The 13,345-nt window shown below is 63.8% G+C and carries 14 protein-coding genes and 1 tRNA gene; 3 read left to right on the forward strand and 12 right to left on the reverse strand.

From position 1 onward, the window contains the following. From istA to ABIF91_RS14845, 3 genes are all read right to left on the reverse strand, one after another. A complete protein-coding gene (istA, locus tag ABIF91_RS14835; RefSeq protein ID WP_424579220.1) occupies nucleotides 1-1,758 on the reverse strand; it encodes an IS21-like element IS1631 family transposase in 1,758 nt (585 codons plus the stop codon). A 108-nt stretch (nucleotides 1,759-1,866) separates the two neighbouring features. Further along, entirely contained in the window at nucleotides 1,867-2,334 is a 468-nt protein-coding gene (locus ABIF91_RS14840; protein WP_424579221.1) for a DUF2269 family protein, read from the reverse strand. After that, nucleotides 2,331-3,230 carry an alpha/beta hydrolase family protein gene (locus ABIF91_RS14845; RefSeq protein ID WP_028177051.1) on the reverse strand — a complete coding sequence of 300 codons (900 nt, stop codon included), beginning with the start codon at nucleotides 3,228-3,230 and terminating at the stop codon, nucleotides 2,331-2,333. The genes ABIF91_RS14840 and ABIF91_RS14845 overlap by 4 nt, the downstream gene beginning before the upstream one ends. Before the next feature lie 267 nt (nucleotides 3,231-3,497). On the opposite strand from ABIF91_RS14845, the gene ABIF91_RS14850 reads away from it, so the two are divergent. Both ABIF91_RS14850 and ppa read left to right on the forward strand, forming a co-directional pair. Further along, nucleotides 3,498-4,007, forward strand: a complete 510-nt coding sequence (locus ABIF91_RS14850; protein WP_008136728.1) for a GNAT family N-acetyltransferase — start codon at nucleotides 3,498-3,500, stop codon at nucleotides 4,005-4,007. 178 nt (nucleotides 4,008-4,185) lie between these two features. Beyond that, the gene (ppa, locus tag ABIF91_RS14855) at nucleotides 4,186-4,722 is read left to right on the forward strand and encodes an inorganic diphosphatase (protein WP_028177050.1); all 537 of its coding nucleotides are present in this window, start codon (nucleotides 4,186-4,188) and stop codon (nucleotides 4,720-4,722) included. A gap of 134 nt (nucleotides 4,723-4,856) precedes the next feature. On the opposite strand, the gene ABIF91_RS14860 is transcribed toward ppa, so the two are convergent. The 3 genes from ABIF91_RS14860 to ABIF91_RS14870 are packed head-to-tail and all read right to left on the reverse strand — an operon-like array spanning nucleotide 4,857 to nucleotide 6,403. Beyond that, a complete protein-coding gene (locus tag ABIF91_RS14860; protein ID WP_028177049.1) occupies nucleotides 4,857-5,741 on the reverse strand; it encodes a bifunctional methylenetetrahydrofolate dehydrogenase/methenyltetrahydrofolate cyclohydrolase in 885 nt (294 codons plus the stop codon). A 10-nt stretch (nucleotides 5,742-5,751) separates the two neighbouring features. Next, entirely contained in the window at nucleotides 5,752-6,096 is a 345-nt protein-coding gene (locus ABIF91_RS14865; RefSeq protein WP_028177048.1) for a DUF167 domain-containing protein, read from the reverse strand. Nucleotides 6,097-6,112: 16 nt separating this feature from the next. Next, complete coding sequence (locus ABIF91_RS14870; protein ID WP_028177047.1) at nucleotides 6,113-6,403, reverse strand: YggT family protein; 291 nt, start codon at nucleotides 6,401-6,403, stop codon at nucleotides 6,113-6,115. 205 nt (nucleotides 6,404-6,608) lie between these two features. On the opposite strand from ABIF91_RS14870, the gene ABIF91_RS14875 reads away from it, so the two are divergent. After that, nucleotides 6,609-6,684: transfer RNA gene (locus ABIF91_RS14875), tRNA-Ala, on the forward strand. A gap of 111 nt (nucleotides 6,685-6,795) precedes the next feature. On the opposite strand, the gene ABIF91_RS14880 is transcribed toward ABIF91_RS14875, so the two are convergent. The 6 genes from ABIF91_RS14880 to ABIF91_RS14905 all read right to left on the reverse strand — a co-directional run bounded on the left by ABIF91_RS14880 (nucleotide 6,796) and on the right by ABIF91_RS14905 (nucleotide 13,320). Beyond that, complete coding sequence (locus ABIF91_RS14880; protein WP_028177046.1) at nucleotides 6,796-7,608, reverse strand: enoyl-CoA hydratase; 813 nt, start codon at nucleotides 7,606-7,608, stop codon at nucleotides 6,796-6,798. Nucleotides 7,609-7,728: 120 nt separating this feature from the next. Further along, entirely contained in the window at nucleotides 7,729-8,523 is a 795-nt protein-coding gene (locus tag ABIF91_RS14885; protein ID WP_028177045.1) for a glutamine amidotransferase, read from the reverse strand. A 117-nt stretch (nucleotides 8,524-8,640) separates the two neighbouring features. Continuing rightward, nucleotides 8,641-9,420 (reverse strand): SDR family NAD(P)-dependent oxidoreductase, encoded by a 780-nt coding sequence (locus ABIF91_RS14890; protein ID WP_028177044.1) that lies wholly within the window; start codon nucleotides 9,418-9,420, stop codon nucleotides 8,641-8,643. Nucleotides 9,421-9,642: 222 nt separating this feature from the next. After that, on the reverse strand, nucleotides 9,643-10,128 hold the full coding sequence (locus tag ABIF91_RS14895) for a TerB family tellurite resistance protein (protein WP_028177043.1): 486 nt from the start codon (nucleotides 10,126-10,128) through the stop codon (nucleotides 9,643-9,645). A gap of 361 nt (nucleotides 10,129-10,489) precedes the next feature. Further along, nucleotides 10,490-11,899 (reverse strand): adenylate/guanylate cyclase domain-containing protein, encoded by a 1,410-nt coding sequence (locus ABIF91_RS14900; RefSeq protein WP_424579222.1) that lies wholly within the window; start codon nucleotides 11,897-11,899, stop codon nucleotides 10,490-10,492. Nucleotides 11,900-11,949: 50 nt separating this feature from the next. Continuing rightward, nucleotides 11,950-13,320, reverse strand: a complete 1,371-nt coding sequence (locus tag ABIF91_RS14905) for a cytochrome P450 (protein ID WP_028177041.1) — start codon at nucleotides 13,318-13,320, stop codon at nucleotides 11,950-11,952. Between the last annotated feature and the right edge of the window lie 25 nt (nucleotides 13,321-13,345).

Raw genomic sequence — 13,345 nt, forward strand, 5'->3', positions numbered from 1 at the left:
CTAGGTCTCCAGTTTAAGGTGAGAAGGTGCAGCGGGAGCGCTCGTGGCGCCGGAGTTGGCCGGGGTTGCGCAGGGGACACGAGCGCGGATTGCCGTGGCGTGATCGTCGTGAGCCTCGGCCTGCCGACCATTGTCGTCGGCGTCGCGCCGCACAGCGCGGCTGAAGAGGTCGCCGTATTCCGCGGGGGTACGGATCAGCGGATGATCCTGGGTGAGCGGCGATGCCGGCTGTGGCGTCACTCCAACCTGCTCGATCGCCTGTTCGAACAACCGCTCGACGGTCGCACGCACGTGCTTGTAGCGGTAGATGCGGTTGTCGATGGCGTGCGCGCAGGCCTGCTCGACCAGCCGCGCCGGATACTTCCGGCCCAGCCCGACAATGCCCCACATCGCGCGCTGTCCGGGGCGCCCTTCGGTGTCGAACACCTGCTGGCACAAGGCCCTGGTCTGCGGTCCGATGCGCTCGGCGCTCGCCAGCAGCACGGCGGTTTGCCGCGACGGGTTGAACGGCCGTTCGCTGGTCGGCAGGACGACAGAACCGGGGTGCGCCATCCGGGAATGAACACGCAGCAGCGCACGGGTGTGGCGATCACGGATCTCGATCGTGGTGGTGTAGATGCGCACGACGACCTGGCTGCCGATCGGCGCGGGCCGCGCGGCGTAATAGCTGTTGTCGACGCGTACGGTGGTGTCGTCGCAGACAGTCCGGACGACTTCGGTGAAGATGCGGAAGGGAGCGACAGGCAGCGGCCGCAGGTGCGGCTTCTCTTCCTGGAACATCGCCTCGACCTGACGGCGCGTGCTGCCGTGGATGCGTTTGGAAGCCCAGTTCTCCTCCCAGTGCCTCAAGAACTCGTTTTGCGCCTCCAGCGTCTCGAAGCGCCGTCCGGCCAGCGCAGTGCCCTGGGTATGTTGAATCGCATTCTCGACGCATCCTTTCCGATTTGGATCGGCCACGCGCGCGGGATCGGCGACCACGGCGTAATGAGCCAGCATCGCGCTGTAAATCGGGTTGAGCTGGGGCTCGTACAAATCCGGCTTGAGGACGCCTTCCTTCAGGTTGTCGAGCACGACATAGCTGGGGACCCCGCCAAAATACCGGAACGCCTCTTCGTGGAGCTGCGCCCAGACTTGTTGGCTGGACTTCCAGACTACCCGCCGGAAGCTGCGCCGCGAGTAGCGTAGCGTCATCACGAACAGGCGGGGACGACGGTACCGCCCGCTCTTCGGATCAACCGTCGGCGCGCCCTCGCCATAGTCGACCTGAGCTTCCTCGCCGGGGAGGAACTCAAGACGATCAAACTGCTCAGGATCAGCGTGCCGCAACCGGCGCACAAACCGCTTGACACTCTGGTAGCTGGACGGAAAGCCAAATTGATCAACCAGGTCCTGGTAAATCGCCTGCGCGTTCCGCTTCAGCCGGACCTGTTCTTCGATCCACGTCCGATGCGCTTCGCAAGCCGAACGGGCCAGGCTGCTGGTGACCGTCGCTTCCGATGTCCCAAAAGCCGGTGGTCGGGGTGGAGGAATTTGGCCGTCCGCGCTCACCGAGCCGGTGGTCACTTCCCCGGGGGAATTTGCCTCCGCACCGGCCCGCAGCGCCTGATAACGCCGGATCGTCTTGCGATCGACACCCGTCAGCCGGTGAATCTCGCGCTGGCTGGTGTTGCGATCAAGTAATGTAAGTACGGTGCTTCGCAGATGTCGCTTCAAGACGTTCAACTCCCCGGCCCCTTGCTGGCTAAAGGGGTCGAACATAAACGTCCTGCCTGACCGGCTACTGCTGTTCAGCGGCGCTGACGGCGATCATCAGGTGGGGGAGTTTCAAGTGACCATACCCGGGGGATTTTGACCGACCCACGGGGCTCAGAATGGTTTGGCTATCATCAACCACAGGATCGCCATCGTCGCCCCGAAGCCGGGGAAGCCGAATGCGAACCAGCGGCGGAACAGGGCGTCGTAGCGCTGTGGCAGCGCACTGCGCTGGGCGGCGGCCTTGCGCGCGAGGTCGCGCATCTCGATCTGCATGAACACGACTGGAATCCAGAACAGACCGGCGATGGCGTAGAGCGCCAGCGAAGCGAGCAGCCAGCCTTCCATGATCGATGTGGCGGACAACATCATCAACAGTCCGCCGCTGAGCGGCTGGAGGATCACGGCCGACAGCGTGAAGATCGCATCCGCAATCACCACCACAGAAGCGGTACGCGCGATGAACTCCACATCGTGCGTGCGATGCGCCATCAGCATGAAGAAGGCGATGCCGGTTCCTGTGCCGAGGATGACGATGGCGCCGAGCACATGGAGAAACTTGAACAGGAAATACAGCGTCATGGCTTCTTGACCGCCACAGGCTTGGGCGGCTTCAGCGCGCGTTCGAGCGCACTGCCTGCGGCTTTGACGCCGGCTTCGGTCTCGATCATCCAGTGACCCTCGCTACCGACGGCCGGCAGGAAGCGCAGGTCGGCCTTGCCGTCGCTTCCGCGAAACGCATCGGCGAGCTTCTGCGAAAATGCGGGCGCGAAATAGCTGTCATTGGCGGCAACGAGCCATGTCACGGGAATACGCGCGGCTTTGCCGAACTCCGCTGCCGCAGCAAGCAGCGTATGCGGCGCGCAGACCCGATTCGGCTCATCATTGGCATGGCCGCCGCGCCCCGGCGCAAACACTGTGATCGCGGAGATCACCATCGGATCGGTATTGGCGAGCGCAAGCGCACCCCATCCGCCGGCGGAATGGCCGATCACGATCGCGGCATCCTTGCGGATGAAATCCTGCTTTCGCAAGAAGCCCAGCGCGAGCGAAATCGCATCGGCCGTTGCGCGGCCCGAGCGCACATAGTCGGCCTCGTCACATCCGCCCTGATCCTCGACATAGCGGCCGCCCGTCGCACCATGGCCGAGCCGCTCCGGCACCAGCACGGCAAAACCAAGCGCGACGAGATAGGCGGCAAGCGGGCGGTATTCCGGCTGCGGCATTTGCGCACGACGCAGCGCGTTCTGCGTCGAGGCGTGCGCGATCACCGCGAGCCGGAATGGACCTGGGCCAAGAGGACGAAACAGGACGGCATGCGCGGCAAGGTCGGTATCCGGCGCGGGCACCCGCCACGCTTGCCGGCGAAACGGTTCGCCCTCCCCTCCCAAGGAGCCAAACGTGACCTGGGCGCACAGAGGGGATGCAGTCAGCAAAGCCAGCAGAGGCAGGAGCGCGATGGTGTTGAGGAGCCGCATGAATTGGCCGAGGGCGGACGCGAACAGCGACAGCCAGATTAGTAGGAACGAATCAATTTCGGCCGACTTTCTGCGTTGCCATTGCCGTCCCCTCGCCGCCGAGACGTAGTTTTGCACCGACGCGCGGCACGCGGTTACGGTTCGAGGCAGCGGCTTGTCCTCTTTCGGTACAACATGGTCGAAATACTGATGCAGAAAGTCCACAGGTTAACCGATAATTAACGATAGGTCTTGCCGCCGGCGCGGTGACTTGGTTTGATCGTGTCCATGAGCACAACCCTGATCGAGGTCCGGCCGGCCAAAGCTGCAGATGCAACTGCGGTGGCGTCCACTCATGACGAAGCCTGGCGCTCGGCCTATCAGGGCATCATTCCCGGCGCCGAGCTGGAAAAGCTGATCAACCGCCGCGGTCCGCAGTGGTGGGACAGTGCGATCCGCAAGGGCAGCCGCGTCAGCGTCCTCGTATTCGGTGACAAGATCGCGGGCTATGCCAATTACGGCCGCAACCGCGCCCGCAGCCTGCATTTCGACGGCGAGATCTACGAGCTTTACCTGCGACCGGAATTCCAGGGTCTCGGCTTCGGCCGCCGCCTGTTCGCTGCCGCCCGCCGCGACCTCATGCAGAGCGGGCTGAAGAGCATGGTGGTGTGGGCGCTCTCGGACAACGATCCGGCCACGGAATTCTACCGTGCCCTGGGCGGCCGCATGGTGGCGCGCTCTTCCGAGCGATTCGGGCCGAAGTCGCTCGACAAGGTTGCCTTCGCTTGGACCAATTGAGCTGCTGAAATCCTACCGGGCAGCGTTCCCGTCCGTCGATACCGCCCGCCTTTCGAGCCGGTGATCGCTGGATTCATTATTTCACAAAAACGCGATGGATCAGCGGGCCAAGCCCGCGTATGACAGCGCCAAAATCGCTGCCGGGCGCGATTTCACCTCGGCAACAACGGAGCCTTGAATGCGTATCGATGCGGTCTCGATCGGGAAAAACGTACCACACGACGTCAATGTCATCATCGAGGTCCCCGTGGGCGGCGAACCGATCAAGTACGAGATGGACAAGGAGGCCGGCACGCTGGTGGTCGACCGCTTCCTCTACACGCCGATGCGTTACCCCGGTAACTACGGCTTCATCCCGCACACGCTGTCGGATGACGGCGATCCCTGCGACGTCCTGATCATCAACACCCGCGCCATCATTCCCGGCGCCGTCATGAGCGTGCGTCCGGTCGGCGTGCTGTTCATGGAAGACGAAGCCGGCGGCGACGAGAAGATCCTGGCGGTGCCGTCGTCCAAGCTCACGCAGCGCTATGACAAGGTGAAGAGCTATTCCGACTTGCCGGACATCACGCTGCAGCAGATCCAGCACTTCTTCGAGCACTACAAGGATCTCGAGAAGGGCAAATGGGTGAAGATCCTGCGCTGGGGCGACGCAGAGGAAGCGCACAAGCTGATCCTCGAAGGCATCGAGCGCGAGAAGAAAAAGAAGGGCTGAGCTTCTGTGTCCCGGACGCGGCGCGACATGAAATGACGCGACGCTGAGCCGGGACCCCCATGCCGCCCTGGGCCCCGGCTCAGCAGCGCACCGCTGAAGAAGCACTGCGTTGCGTCCGGGGCACGAGAGTTTACCTACACCGCCGGTTTCGGCAGGCCGGTGATCGCGCAAGCGGCGCGCAGCGTGTTCACCAGCAGGCACGCCACCGTCATCTGGCCGACGCCGCCCGGCACCGGCGTGATTGCACCGGCAACGCCAAGCGCTTCCTGATAGGCGACGTCGCCGACGAGACGATTCTTGCCGTCATCTTTCGGGATGCGGTTGATGCCGACGTCGATCACGGTCGCGCCCGGCTTCAGCCAATCCCCGCGCACCATCTCGGGCTTGCCCACCGCGGCATAGACGAGGTCCGTCTTCTTCACGAGACCCGGCAAATCGCGCGAACGCGAATGCGCGATCGTGACCGTGGCGTTTTCATTCAACAGCAGCTGCACCAGCGGGCGGCCGACCAAGTTGGAGCGGCCAATGACGATCGCGTTCATGCCCTCGAGCGAAGCGTGCACGCTCTTCGTCAGGATAATGCAGCCGAGCGGCGTGCAGGGCGACAGCGCCTCGAAGCCGCCGGCGAGCCGGCCGGCATTGTTCGGATGCAGCCCATCGACGTCCTTGGCAGGGTCGATGGCGTTGATGACGGCTTCGGTGTTCAGCCCCTTCGGCAGCGGCAGCTGCACCAGAATGCCGTGCACGGCGGGATCGCGGTTGAGCCTTGCGACCAGCGCCAGCAGGTCTCCCTGCGAGACGTCGGCCGGCAGCTTGTGCTCGAACGACGCCATGCCCGCAGCCTGGGTCTGGGTGTGTTTTGAACGGACATAGACCTCACTGGCGGGATCGTTGCCGACCAGGACCACCGCAAGGCCGGGGATCAGATTGTGCTCGCGCTTGACGCGGGCGACCTCCTCGGCGACCCGGACGCGCAGCTCCGCGGCAATGATTTTTCCATCGATGATCTTGGCCGTCATGTCAGTTCCCTCAGTCGTTCGATTTGGCCGACACAAGCTGGCGCAGGGTTTCTCCGAGCCGCGCCGGATCGCCGTCGATCGCGATCTGCTTCAGCCGCGAGGTGGCTCCGGATAGCAGCTTTACACTGGCCTTGGGAACGCCGAGCGATTTCGCCAGTAGCGCCAAAACCGCCTTGTTGGCCTCGCCGCCATCGGCAATGGCGCGCACCCGCATCTTGAGCACCGTACGCCCATCCGAGAGTTGCTCGATCCCGTCGATGTCGTCGCGGCCGCCGCGCGGCGTCACCCTCAGAGCGATGCTGATTCCTGTGGCCGAGTAGCGCCAGGGTTCTTTATGAGCTTCCTTGGCAACCAAAGGCGCTCCAGCCTGCTCAGATCACGTTCGGGTAGATGTAGTACAGGATCACCCGCTCGACGAACATGATGATCAGGATCAGGATGATCGGCGAGATGTCGAGACCGCCGAGGCTGGGCAGGAAATTGCGAATCGGCGCCAGCAGCGGCTCGGTGATCCGGTACAGGAACTCCGCCACCGCCGACACGAACTGGTTGCGGGTGTTCACCACGTTGAAGGCAATCAGCCAGGACAGGATCGCGGAGGCGATCAGCAGCCAGACGTAGAGGTCGAGCACGATGATGACGATGTCGAGAACGGCACGCATGGCTTTTGAAAACTCTGGCTTTTGAAAACTCTGGCTGCGGTCGGGATTGACGCCTTTTGCTAGATATCGGTTCCCCCCGGCCCAAACAAGGGAAGTTCGGGCACCGGAATGGCTAAAACCGGGTTACGCCCGTCCTTGACTTGACCTTGGCGGGGACTTAAATGGCGCCCGGTTGTCGGCCGCATTCACCAGAGCGGCCAGCAAAGGGGCCATAGCTCAGCTGGGAGAGCGCGTCGTTCGCAATGACGAGGTCGGCGGTTCGATCCCGCCTGGCTCCACCACGCTTCGCCCTTCGGGCTACGCGTGGCGCAGCCACGACGGAGCCCGAAGGACGAAGCGTGGTGTCCGGCGAAGCCCGAAGGGCGAAGACGGACTGTAGCTGATAGATCCCCCTACCTCCCCGTAAACCTCGGCGGCCGTTTCTCCATGAAGCTCGCCACGCCTTCCCTGAAATCACTCCCGTTCAACGCCACCATCATCTCCCGGTTGGCCTCGATCGTCGCCTCGGCAAGCGTCTGGAACGGCACCTCGTAGAGCTGCCGCTTGATCACCGCCATCGCGCTCGGCGAGACGAAATCGGCGAGGTCGCGCGCATAGGCGTAGGTCTCCTCGCGCAGCTTCTCCGGCGCACTGAGCCGGTTGACCAGCCCGATCCGCAACGCCTCCTCGCTCGGTACGCGCCGCGCCGAGAGCAACAGATCCAGCGCATTGGCGTGGCCGACGATCCGCGGCAGCATCCAGCTGATGCCGTGCTCGGCGATCAGGCCGCGCCGCGCGAAGGCGGTCGTGAACACGGTGTTGTCGGCAGCAAAACGCAGGTCGCAATAGAGTGCATGCACGAGTCCGATGCCGGCCGTGGCGCCATTGAGCATGGCGATCACAGGCTTCTTGATCGACGGATAATAGCCGTAGCGCGTCTGCCAATCCGGCCGGCGATTCATGTCGAACGGCGGCAGGTTCGAGGCACGCCTGACGTCATCTGGGTCGAGTGCCTTCAGCGCATCCATGTCGGCGCCGGCACAGAAGGCGCGGCCCGCGCCGGTGAGCACGATGACGCGGACATTGTCGTCGACATTCGACGCTTCCATCGCGTGACGCACGTCGCGCTCCATGATCGGCGTCCACGCGTTCATGCGGTCGGGGCGGTTCAGCATGATGGTCGCGATCTTGTCGCTCACCTCGTAGAGAATGTGTTCGTAGGCCACGGCGCTCTCCCTTGTCGGCCGGCACGCATTGGTGCGTGCTCGTTTGCGGAGAGCCTAGCATATCCAGGGAAGAGGTAGGGACTTGCGCGAAGGCGCGAAAAGACTTGCGCGAAGACGCGATCACTCGGCGGCTTGCGCCAGCACCGGCCGGCGTGCGAGCCAGCCATCGATGAAGTGATCGAGCCAGGCGCGCTCCGCGACATCGTAGACGGCACGATCCGCGAAATGATGATGCCGCTGCCGCGCACCGGGCGCGCTGAAGCCGTCATAGCCGCGCGTGGTCCAGCGATGCATCATCGCGTAGGTCACATCGGGGTGGAACTGCACGCCGAAAGCATTGCCGGCACGGAACGCCTGCACCGGAAAGTCATCGCCTTCGGCGAGCAGCTCAGTGCCTTCAGGCAGCTCAAATCCCTCGCGATGCCAGTGATAGACCTGCTCCGGCCAGTGCGGGCAGAGCGCACGGCCCGCAGCGGTCGGCCTGATCGGGTAATAGCCGATCTGGGTCAGCGCCTCCGCATGCGGGGCGACGCGGGCCCCGAGCTGCATGGCCAGCATCTGCGCCCCTAAGCAGATGCCGAGGAACGGCCGCTGCTCGCGGAGCGGAATTTCGATCCAGTCGATCTCGCGGCGGATGTAGTCATCGGGATCGTTGGCACTCATCGGGCCGCCGAAGATCACGGCGCCGGCATGCCGATCGAGCGTCTCGGGCAGGGGATCGCCGAAGCGGGGACGGCGGATATCGAGGCGATGGCCGAGCGCGCGTAGCGCATTGCCGACGCGGCCCGGTGTCGAGCACTCCTGATGCAGGACGATCAGAACCGGCAGCGGGGCTTTGGAGGCGGCGGCGCTCGGCGCCCTCCGTGGGAAGGCGACCACCTCTGCGCCACCAAACCTGTCCGTCCGGAACGACATGGCCTCTGCGAGTGCTATCGGTTCAGACCGCCAGCATAGCTAAGCGATGGTTAACATCGTGTGAGTTCGCGCACATACGTGCGATACTAAAGCAAACTCCGGGCCACTACGGGGCTTCTAGTGCCTCTGCCGTTGAAACCGGCTGGTCGCCGCAAGGATGAAGCCGCGCGGGAAGAAACGCAGCGCGAACGGCACAATCTTGATACCGAGGCCAGGCAGCACTGCCCGTTTGTTGGCCATCAGGCCACGATACGCCTCCCGCGCAACTTCGGCGGCAGAGACGTTGAGAACGGCCGTATCATGTTGCGATCCAACGCCGGCGCGCGCCTGGAATTCGGTCGGCACCGGACCCGGGCAAAGCACGGTGACGCGGACGCCGCGCGGTGCAAGCTCCGCCCGCAACGCTTCGGTGAAGGAAATCACATAAGCCTTCGACGCGTAGTAGACGGCCATGCCGGGACCGGGCAGAAAGCCGGCGACGGAGCCGACATTGAGAAGACCGCCCTTGTTCCTGATGAGCTGATCGGCAAAGCGTAGCGACAGATCCGTCAGGGCCCGGACATTGACATCGACGATGCCGATCTGCTCGATGCGATCGCGCTCGATGGCATCGCCGAACACGCCGAAGCCGGCATTGTTGACGAGATGGTCGAGCTCGACGCCTTCGGCTGCAAGGGCTGCCGCGATCGTCTCGCCGGCATCCGCTTTCTCGAGATCGCAGGCGATCACGATCGGCTTCTTGCCGCCCTTGGCAGCGAGCTCGTTCGCGAGCGCTTCGAGCCGGTCCGCCCGTCTCGCGGTCAATGCGAGGCGGTGTCCATTGGCGGCAAACACACGCGCCAGCTCCATCCCGATGCCCGCCGAAGCACCAGTAATCAACGTCACCCGCTCAGCCACGATCGAAGTCTCTTGAATTCAACTATTTTAGCCCCGCAACGGCGGAACGAGAGCATAGGCCGTGCGCAACAGGCAAGCGGCACTGGCAGCATGGCCGCTTGAGCAGAACGACCGGCAATGCAGAGAAACCGTTGATTTGCAGGCGTATTCGGCGCAGGCGACGATCATATTAAACTTTCGTCATGTGCCCACGCGGGCCGCGATCCGCCGAGTCCAGTGCCGTCAGCCGACGGCGCTGTCCTTGAGCTGACCACCGGCACGCTCCGCGACCGCGTGCTTCAGCTCGATCCGGTCGCGCTGGGAAATCCCGAGCAGGTCGGAAGCACGCCAGACGACATTGTCTTCGAACTCGCTGACCTGGCCGTCGGCATAGACCAGCTCCCACATCATCCGGACGATGCGCTTGCGGCCCTCTTCGTCGAGCGAGCGCATGATGACGCTGGTGAAGTGATAAAGGTCCACCGCCTCGCCCTCGACCTGGGTGGCGTCCACGATCAGACGATCCGCAGTGCCGCGATCGAGCCCAAAATGGCTTTCGATCAGGCTGTGCAGCTTGCGCTGCTCGGCCGCGCTCGGCTGGCCGTCCAGCGAGACCACGTGGACCAGCAGTGCAGTGGCCGCCAGCCGATAATCGCTGTCGCCGAATGCGCGGTCCGAGGCTTGAGGACCGACAATGTCGGCGATGAATTGACGTAAGCCGTCGAGCATAAGGTCCTACCGGGATCGATGACAGCCGCAAGGAGCGCGGCTGTTACCTGCATTATATGAGCAGGAAACCCAACCGGCGCAACGTGCGTCAGTTCCGCGCGCGTATTACGTTTCGGCAATCTGCGGACTTTTCATTCGCCGTCATGGCCGGGCTCGTTCCGGCCATCCACGGCCGCCAAGAAAGACGTGGATGCCCGGATCAAGCCCGGGCATGACGATGGAGAGTGGGGCGCACGTCCGCCCCAACACCGTCATTGCGAGCGCAGCGAAGCAATCCAGAATCTTTCCGCGGAGGCTGGCTGGATTGCTTCGTCGCAAGAGCTCCTCGCGATGACGGAGAATGTGGCGACCTCCTCCCGCCTCACGGTATCTCGTACACCACCATCTTGTCGGCGATGCCGCGGAGCGCGGCCTGCTTCTGGATCGGCTTGATCGCGCGCCGCTCGAGCACCTCGGCGACCGCGGGAGCGTCCAGCACCGGAGCGGTGATGTGAATCTCCTGCGCGGTCGACAGGCTCTGCACGCGGGCGGCGATGTTGACGGTCTGACCGAAATAATCCTGCCGCTCGTTGAGCATGACCGCAAGGCAGGGACCTTCATGGATACCGATCTTGAGAACGAGGTCGTTGGCGCCGCGCTGCTTGTTCAATTCGTCCATCGCCGCGCGCATGCGCAGTCCCGCGGTGATGGCGTGCTCGGGCCTGACGAAGGTCGCCATCACGGCATCGCCGATCGTCTTCACGACCGCCCCCTTCTCGGCGGCGATGATCTCCAGCAGTGCGCGAAAGTGCGCCCGCACGAGATCGAAGGCATTGAGGTCGCCGACCCGCTCATACAGCGCTGTCGAGCCCTTCAGGTCGGTGAACAGGAACGTCAGGGACGTGATCTTCAGCCGCTGGTCGACATTGAGGTTGTCGGCCTTGAAGACGTCGCGGAACGTTTGGTTGGACAGCATCCGCTTGGCCGTCAGGATCGGCTTGCGCTTGCCGATCATCTCGTGCAACGCGTGGTCGGCAATCCAGACCGAAGGCAACACGCGATTGTCCGATTGGTTCTCGAGCATGAGACGCAACGGTCCGGGGCGCATCACGGTGGTCCCCGTCGGCGCCTCCAGCTTGTTGAACATGATCGACAGCTGCTGACGCTCGCTCGTCGGTTCGCCCTGAACGTTCAGGAAATGGGCGGAGTGGGTAACCGGCTCGAACACGATGATGAACTGGCTGGGCAAATTGAGCGAGAGGATCGCCTTCTCGCCGGCGGGCAATTCGAGGGCTTCGAGTGTCACCTCGTTGATCAGGTGGGAAAACGATTCATCGTTGATGTCGACGCCTGAGCTCCAGAACATCTGCCGCACATATTCCCAGATCGGCAACGTGTCGGGGTCATGAGCACCGATGCGGCGGACCCGCGGACTGACGGTGAAGGCCACCTCGACCATCTCGTCTACCGAGGCCTCGTATCCGGCGGCGCAGAGCGCGCAATTGTAGTCGTCGTGCTTCAACGACTTCAACGTGGCGTGCGCCCCCAGCACACCTCCGCAGCCGGGACACAGCACGTTCCAGCTCATGTCGAACAGGCCGAGCCGCGAAGCGTGCAGGAAGCCGGAAATGACCTTCTCCTGGTCGAGGCCGGTACGGTTGGCAAAATCCAGCGCATTGATCCGGTTGAGATCGCGATCGTGACCGTTGGCGATCAGCTGCGCGATGGCCTCCACCACAACGGGATCGGCAGTCTGCTTCAGAACGGAAAACTGGGCCTGGATGTCGCTCATGGCGGGACTCTATCTAGGGTGGATCACGCCATCGGCCAGACGAACGCCTGTCACCGACACGTGATGCGGAACATGGGTGAGTGGTCCGGCTGGGTCGTGACGACGCCGAGCGGGATCACGGGATTCGCCGGGTCGGCAAGCTCGACACGGAATGCGCCGATCAGCCGGGCCAGGGCCAGCACGGATTCGGCCTGGGCAAACGGCGCGCCGATGCAGACGCGCGGACCTGCGCCGAACGGCAGGTAAGCAAAACGGTCCGGCGCCTCCTTCGACATGAAGCGCTTTGGAACGAACGCGTTCGGCTGGTCCCACAGCTTCTCGTGCCGGTGCAGCAGCCAGGGCGCAATCATGATGATGTCGCCCTTGCCGATCTCGACGCCGGCCGCATTGTCCTTGTCGCGCGCGGCCCGCGCGACCAGGAAGGCCGGCGGATAGAGCCGCATGGTCTCCTCGATCACGGCACGGGTGAACTTCTGCCGGTCGATGTCGGCCATGCTGTCGAGATGCTCGCCGCGCGTCTCGGACGCCACCTCCTCCTGCGTGTCGGGATCAAGCGCGAGCAGATAGAGCGCCCAGAACAGCGCGGTCGCGGTGGTCTCGTGGCCCGCGAGGATCATGGTCGCGACCTCGTCGACGAGCTGCTCGTCCGAGAAGCCCTTGCCCGTCTCGGGGTCGCGCGCTTCGTCCATGAGATCGAACAGGTCGCGCGGCGGCGCGCCGTCTTTCTTGCCCATCGTACGCCGTTCGGCGATCATCATGGCAACGAACTCGGTCCAGCGCTTGCGGAAACGGGCGCGGGCAAAATCCATCGGGCTCGGCCAGGACACCGGCAGCAGCATGTCGAGGAAGTACGGCCGCCCGAGCCGCGCGGCATATTCTTTGATGAAGTTGCGCAAGGTCGCGCCATACCGGTCCATGCCGAACGAGAACATCGTGCGCCCGGCGATCTCGAGCGTCATGCGCTGCATGATCTCGCGCAGATCGACCGGCTCGCCTGTTTGCGCATCGAGCTTCGCGATGGTCTCGTCGAGCACCGCCGTCATGTGCGGGACGAGATTTGCTGTGGCGCGCGGCGTGAAGGCCGGCGCGAGCGTGCGGCGCTGAAATGTCCAGGAATGACCTTCCGCGATCAGAAGGCCGTCGCCGAGCACGGGGCGCAGCATGCGGATGCCGGCCGGCGTGCGCGTATAGTTCTCGTAGTTGCTGAGCAGAACGTGCCGGATCGCGTCCGGCTGGTTCAGGATGAAACTGTTGCGGAAAAAGAAGCGGCCCGGGATGACCTCTTCCTCATAGGCGCGCTGCCCCCAGGTCGCGATCATGTTTTGCCGGATCACCGCGAGACGGCCGAAGAATGACATGTCGTCGGGCGCACGCGGAGGAGCCGGAGGGATGATGGGCCGACGCACGCTGGCGAAATTCATGGCTCTCTCCCGCAGATGTGACGCA

The sequence above is a fragment of the Bradyrhizobium sp. USDA 241 genome, from assembly GCF_049739505.1.
GTDB lineage: Bacteria > Pseudomonadota > Alphaproteobacteria > Rhizobiales > Xanthobacteraceae > Bradyrhizobium > Bradyrhizobium liaoningense.

Coding starts and splice junctions, on each gene's coding strand:
- istA (WP_424579220.1), bottom strand. CDS start 1,758: ATGTTCGACCCCTTTAGCCAGCAAGGGGCCGGGGAGTTGAACGTCTTG.
- ABIF91_RS14840 (WP_424579221.1), bottom strand. CDS start 2,334: ATGACGCTGTATTTCCTGTTCAAGTTTCTCCATGTGCTCGGCGCCATC.
- ABIF91_RS14845 (WP_028177051.1), bottom strand. CDS start 3,230: ATGCGGCTCCTCAACACCATCGCGCTCCTGCCTCTGCTGGCTTTGCTG.
- ABIF91_RS14850 (WP_008136728.1), top strand. CDS start 3,498: ATGAGCACAACCCTGATCGAGGTCCGGCCGGCCAAAGCTGCAGATGCA.
- ppa (WP_028177050.1), top strand. CDS start 4,186: ATGCGTATCGATGCGGTCTCGATCGGGAAAAACGTACCACACGACGTC.
- ABIF91_RS14860 (WP_028177049.1), bottom strand. CDS start 5,741: ATGACGGCCAAGATCATCGATGGAAAAATCATTGCCGCGGAGCTGCGC.
- ABIF91_RS14870 (WP_028177047.1), bottom strand. CDS start 6,403: ATGCGTGCCGTTCTCGACATCGTCATCATCGTGCTCGACCTCTACGTC.
- ABIF91_RS14885 (WP_028177045.1), bottom strand. CDS start 8,523: ATGTCGTTCCGGACGGACAGGTTTGGTGGCGCAGAGGTGGTCGCCTTC.
- ABIF91_RS14895 (WP_028177043.1), bottom strand. CDS start 10,128: ATGCTCGACGGCTTACGTCAATTCATCGCCGACATTGTCGGTCCTCAA.
- ABIF91_RS14900 (WP_424579222.1), bottom strand. CDS start 11,899: ATGAGCGACATCCAGGCCCAGTTTTCCGTTCTGAAGCAGACTGCCGAT.
- ABIF91_RS14905 (WP_028177041.1), bottom strand. CDS start 13,320: ATGAATTTCGCCAGCGTGCGTCGGCCCATCATCCCTCCGGCTCCTCCG.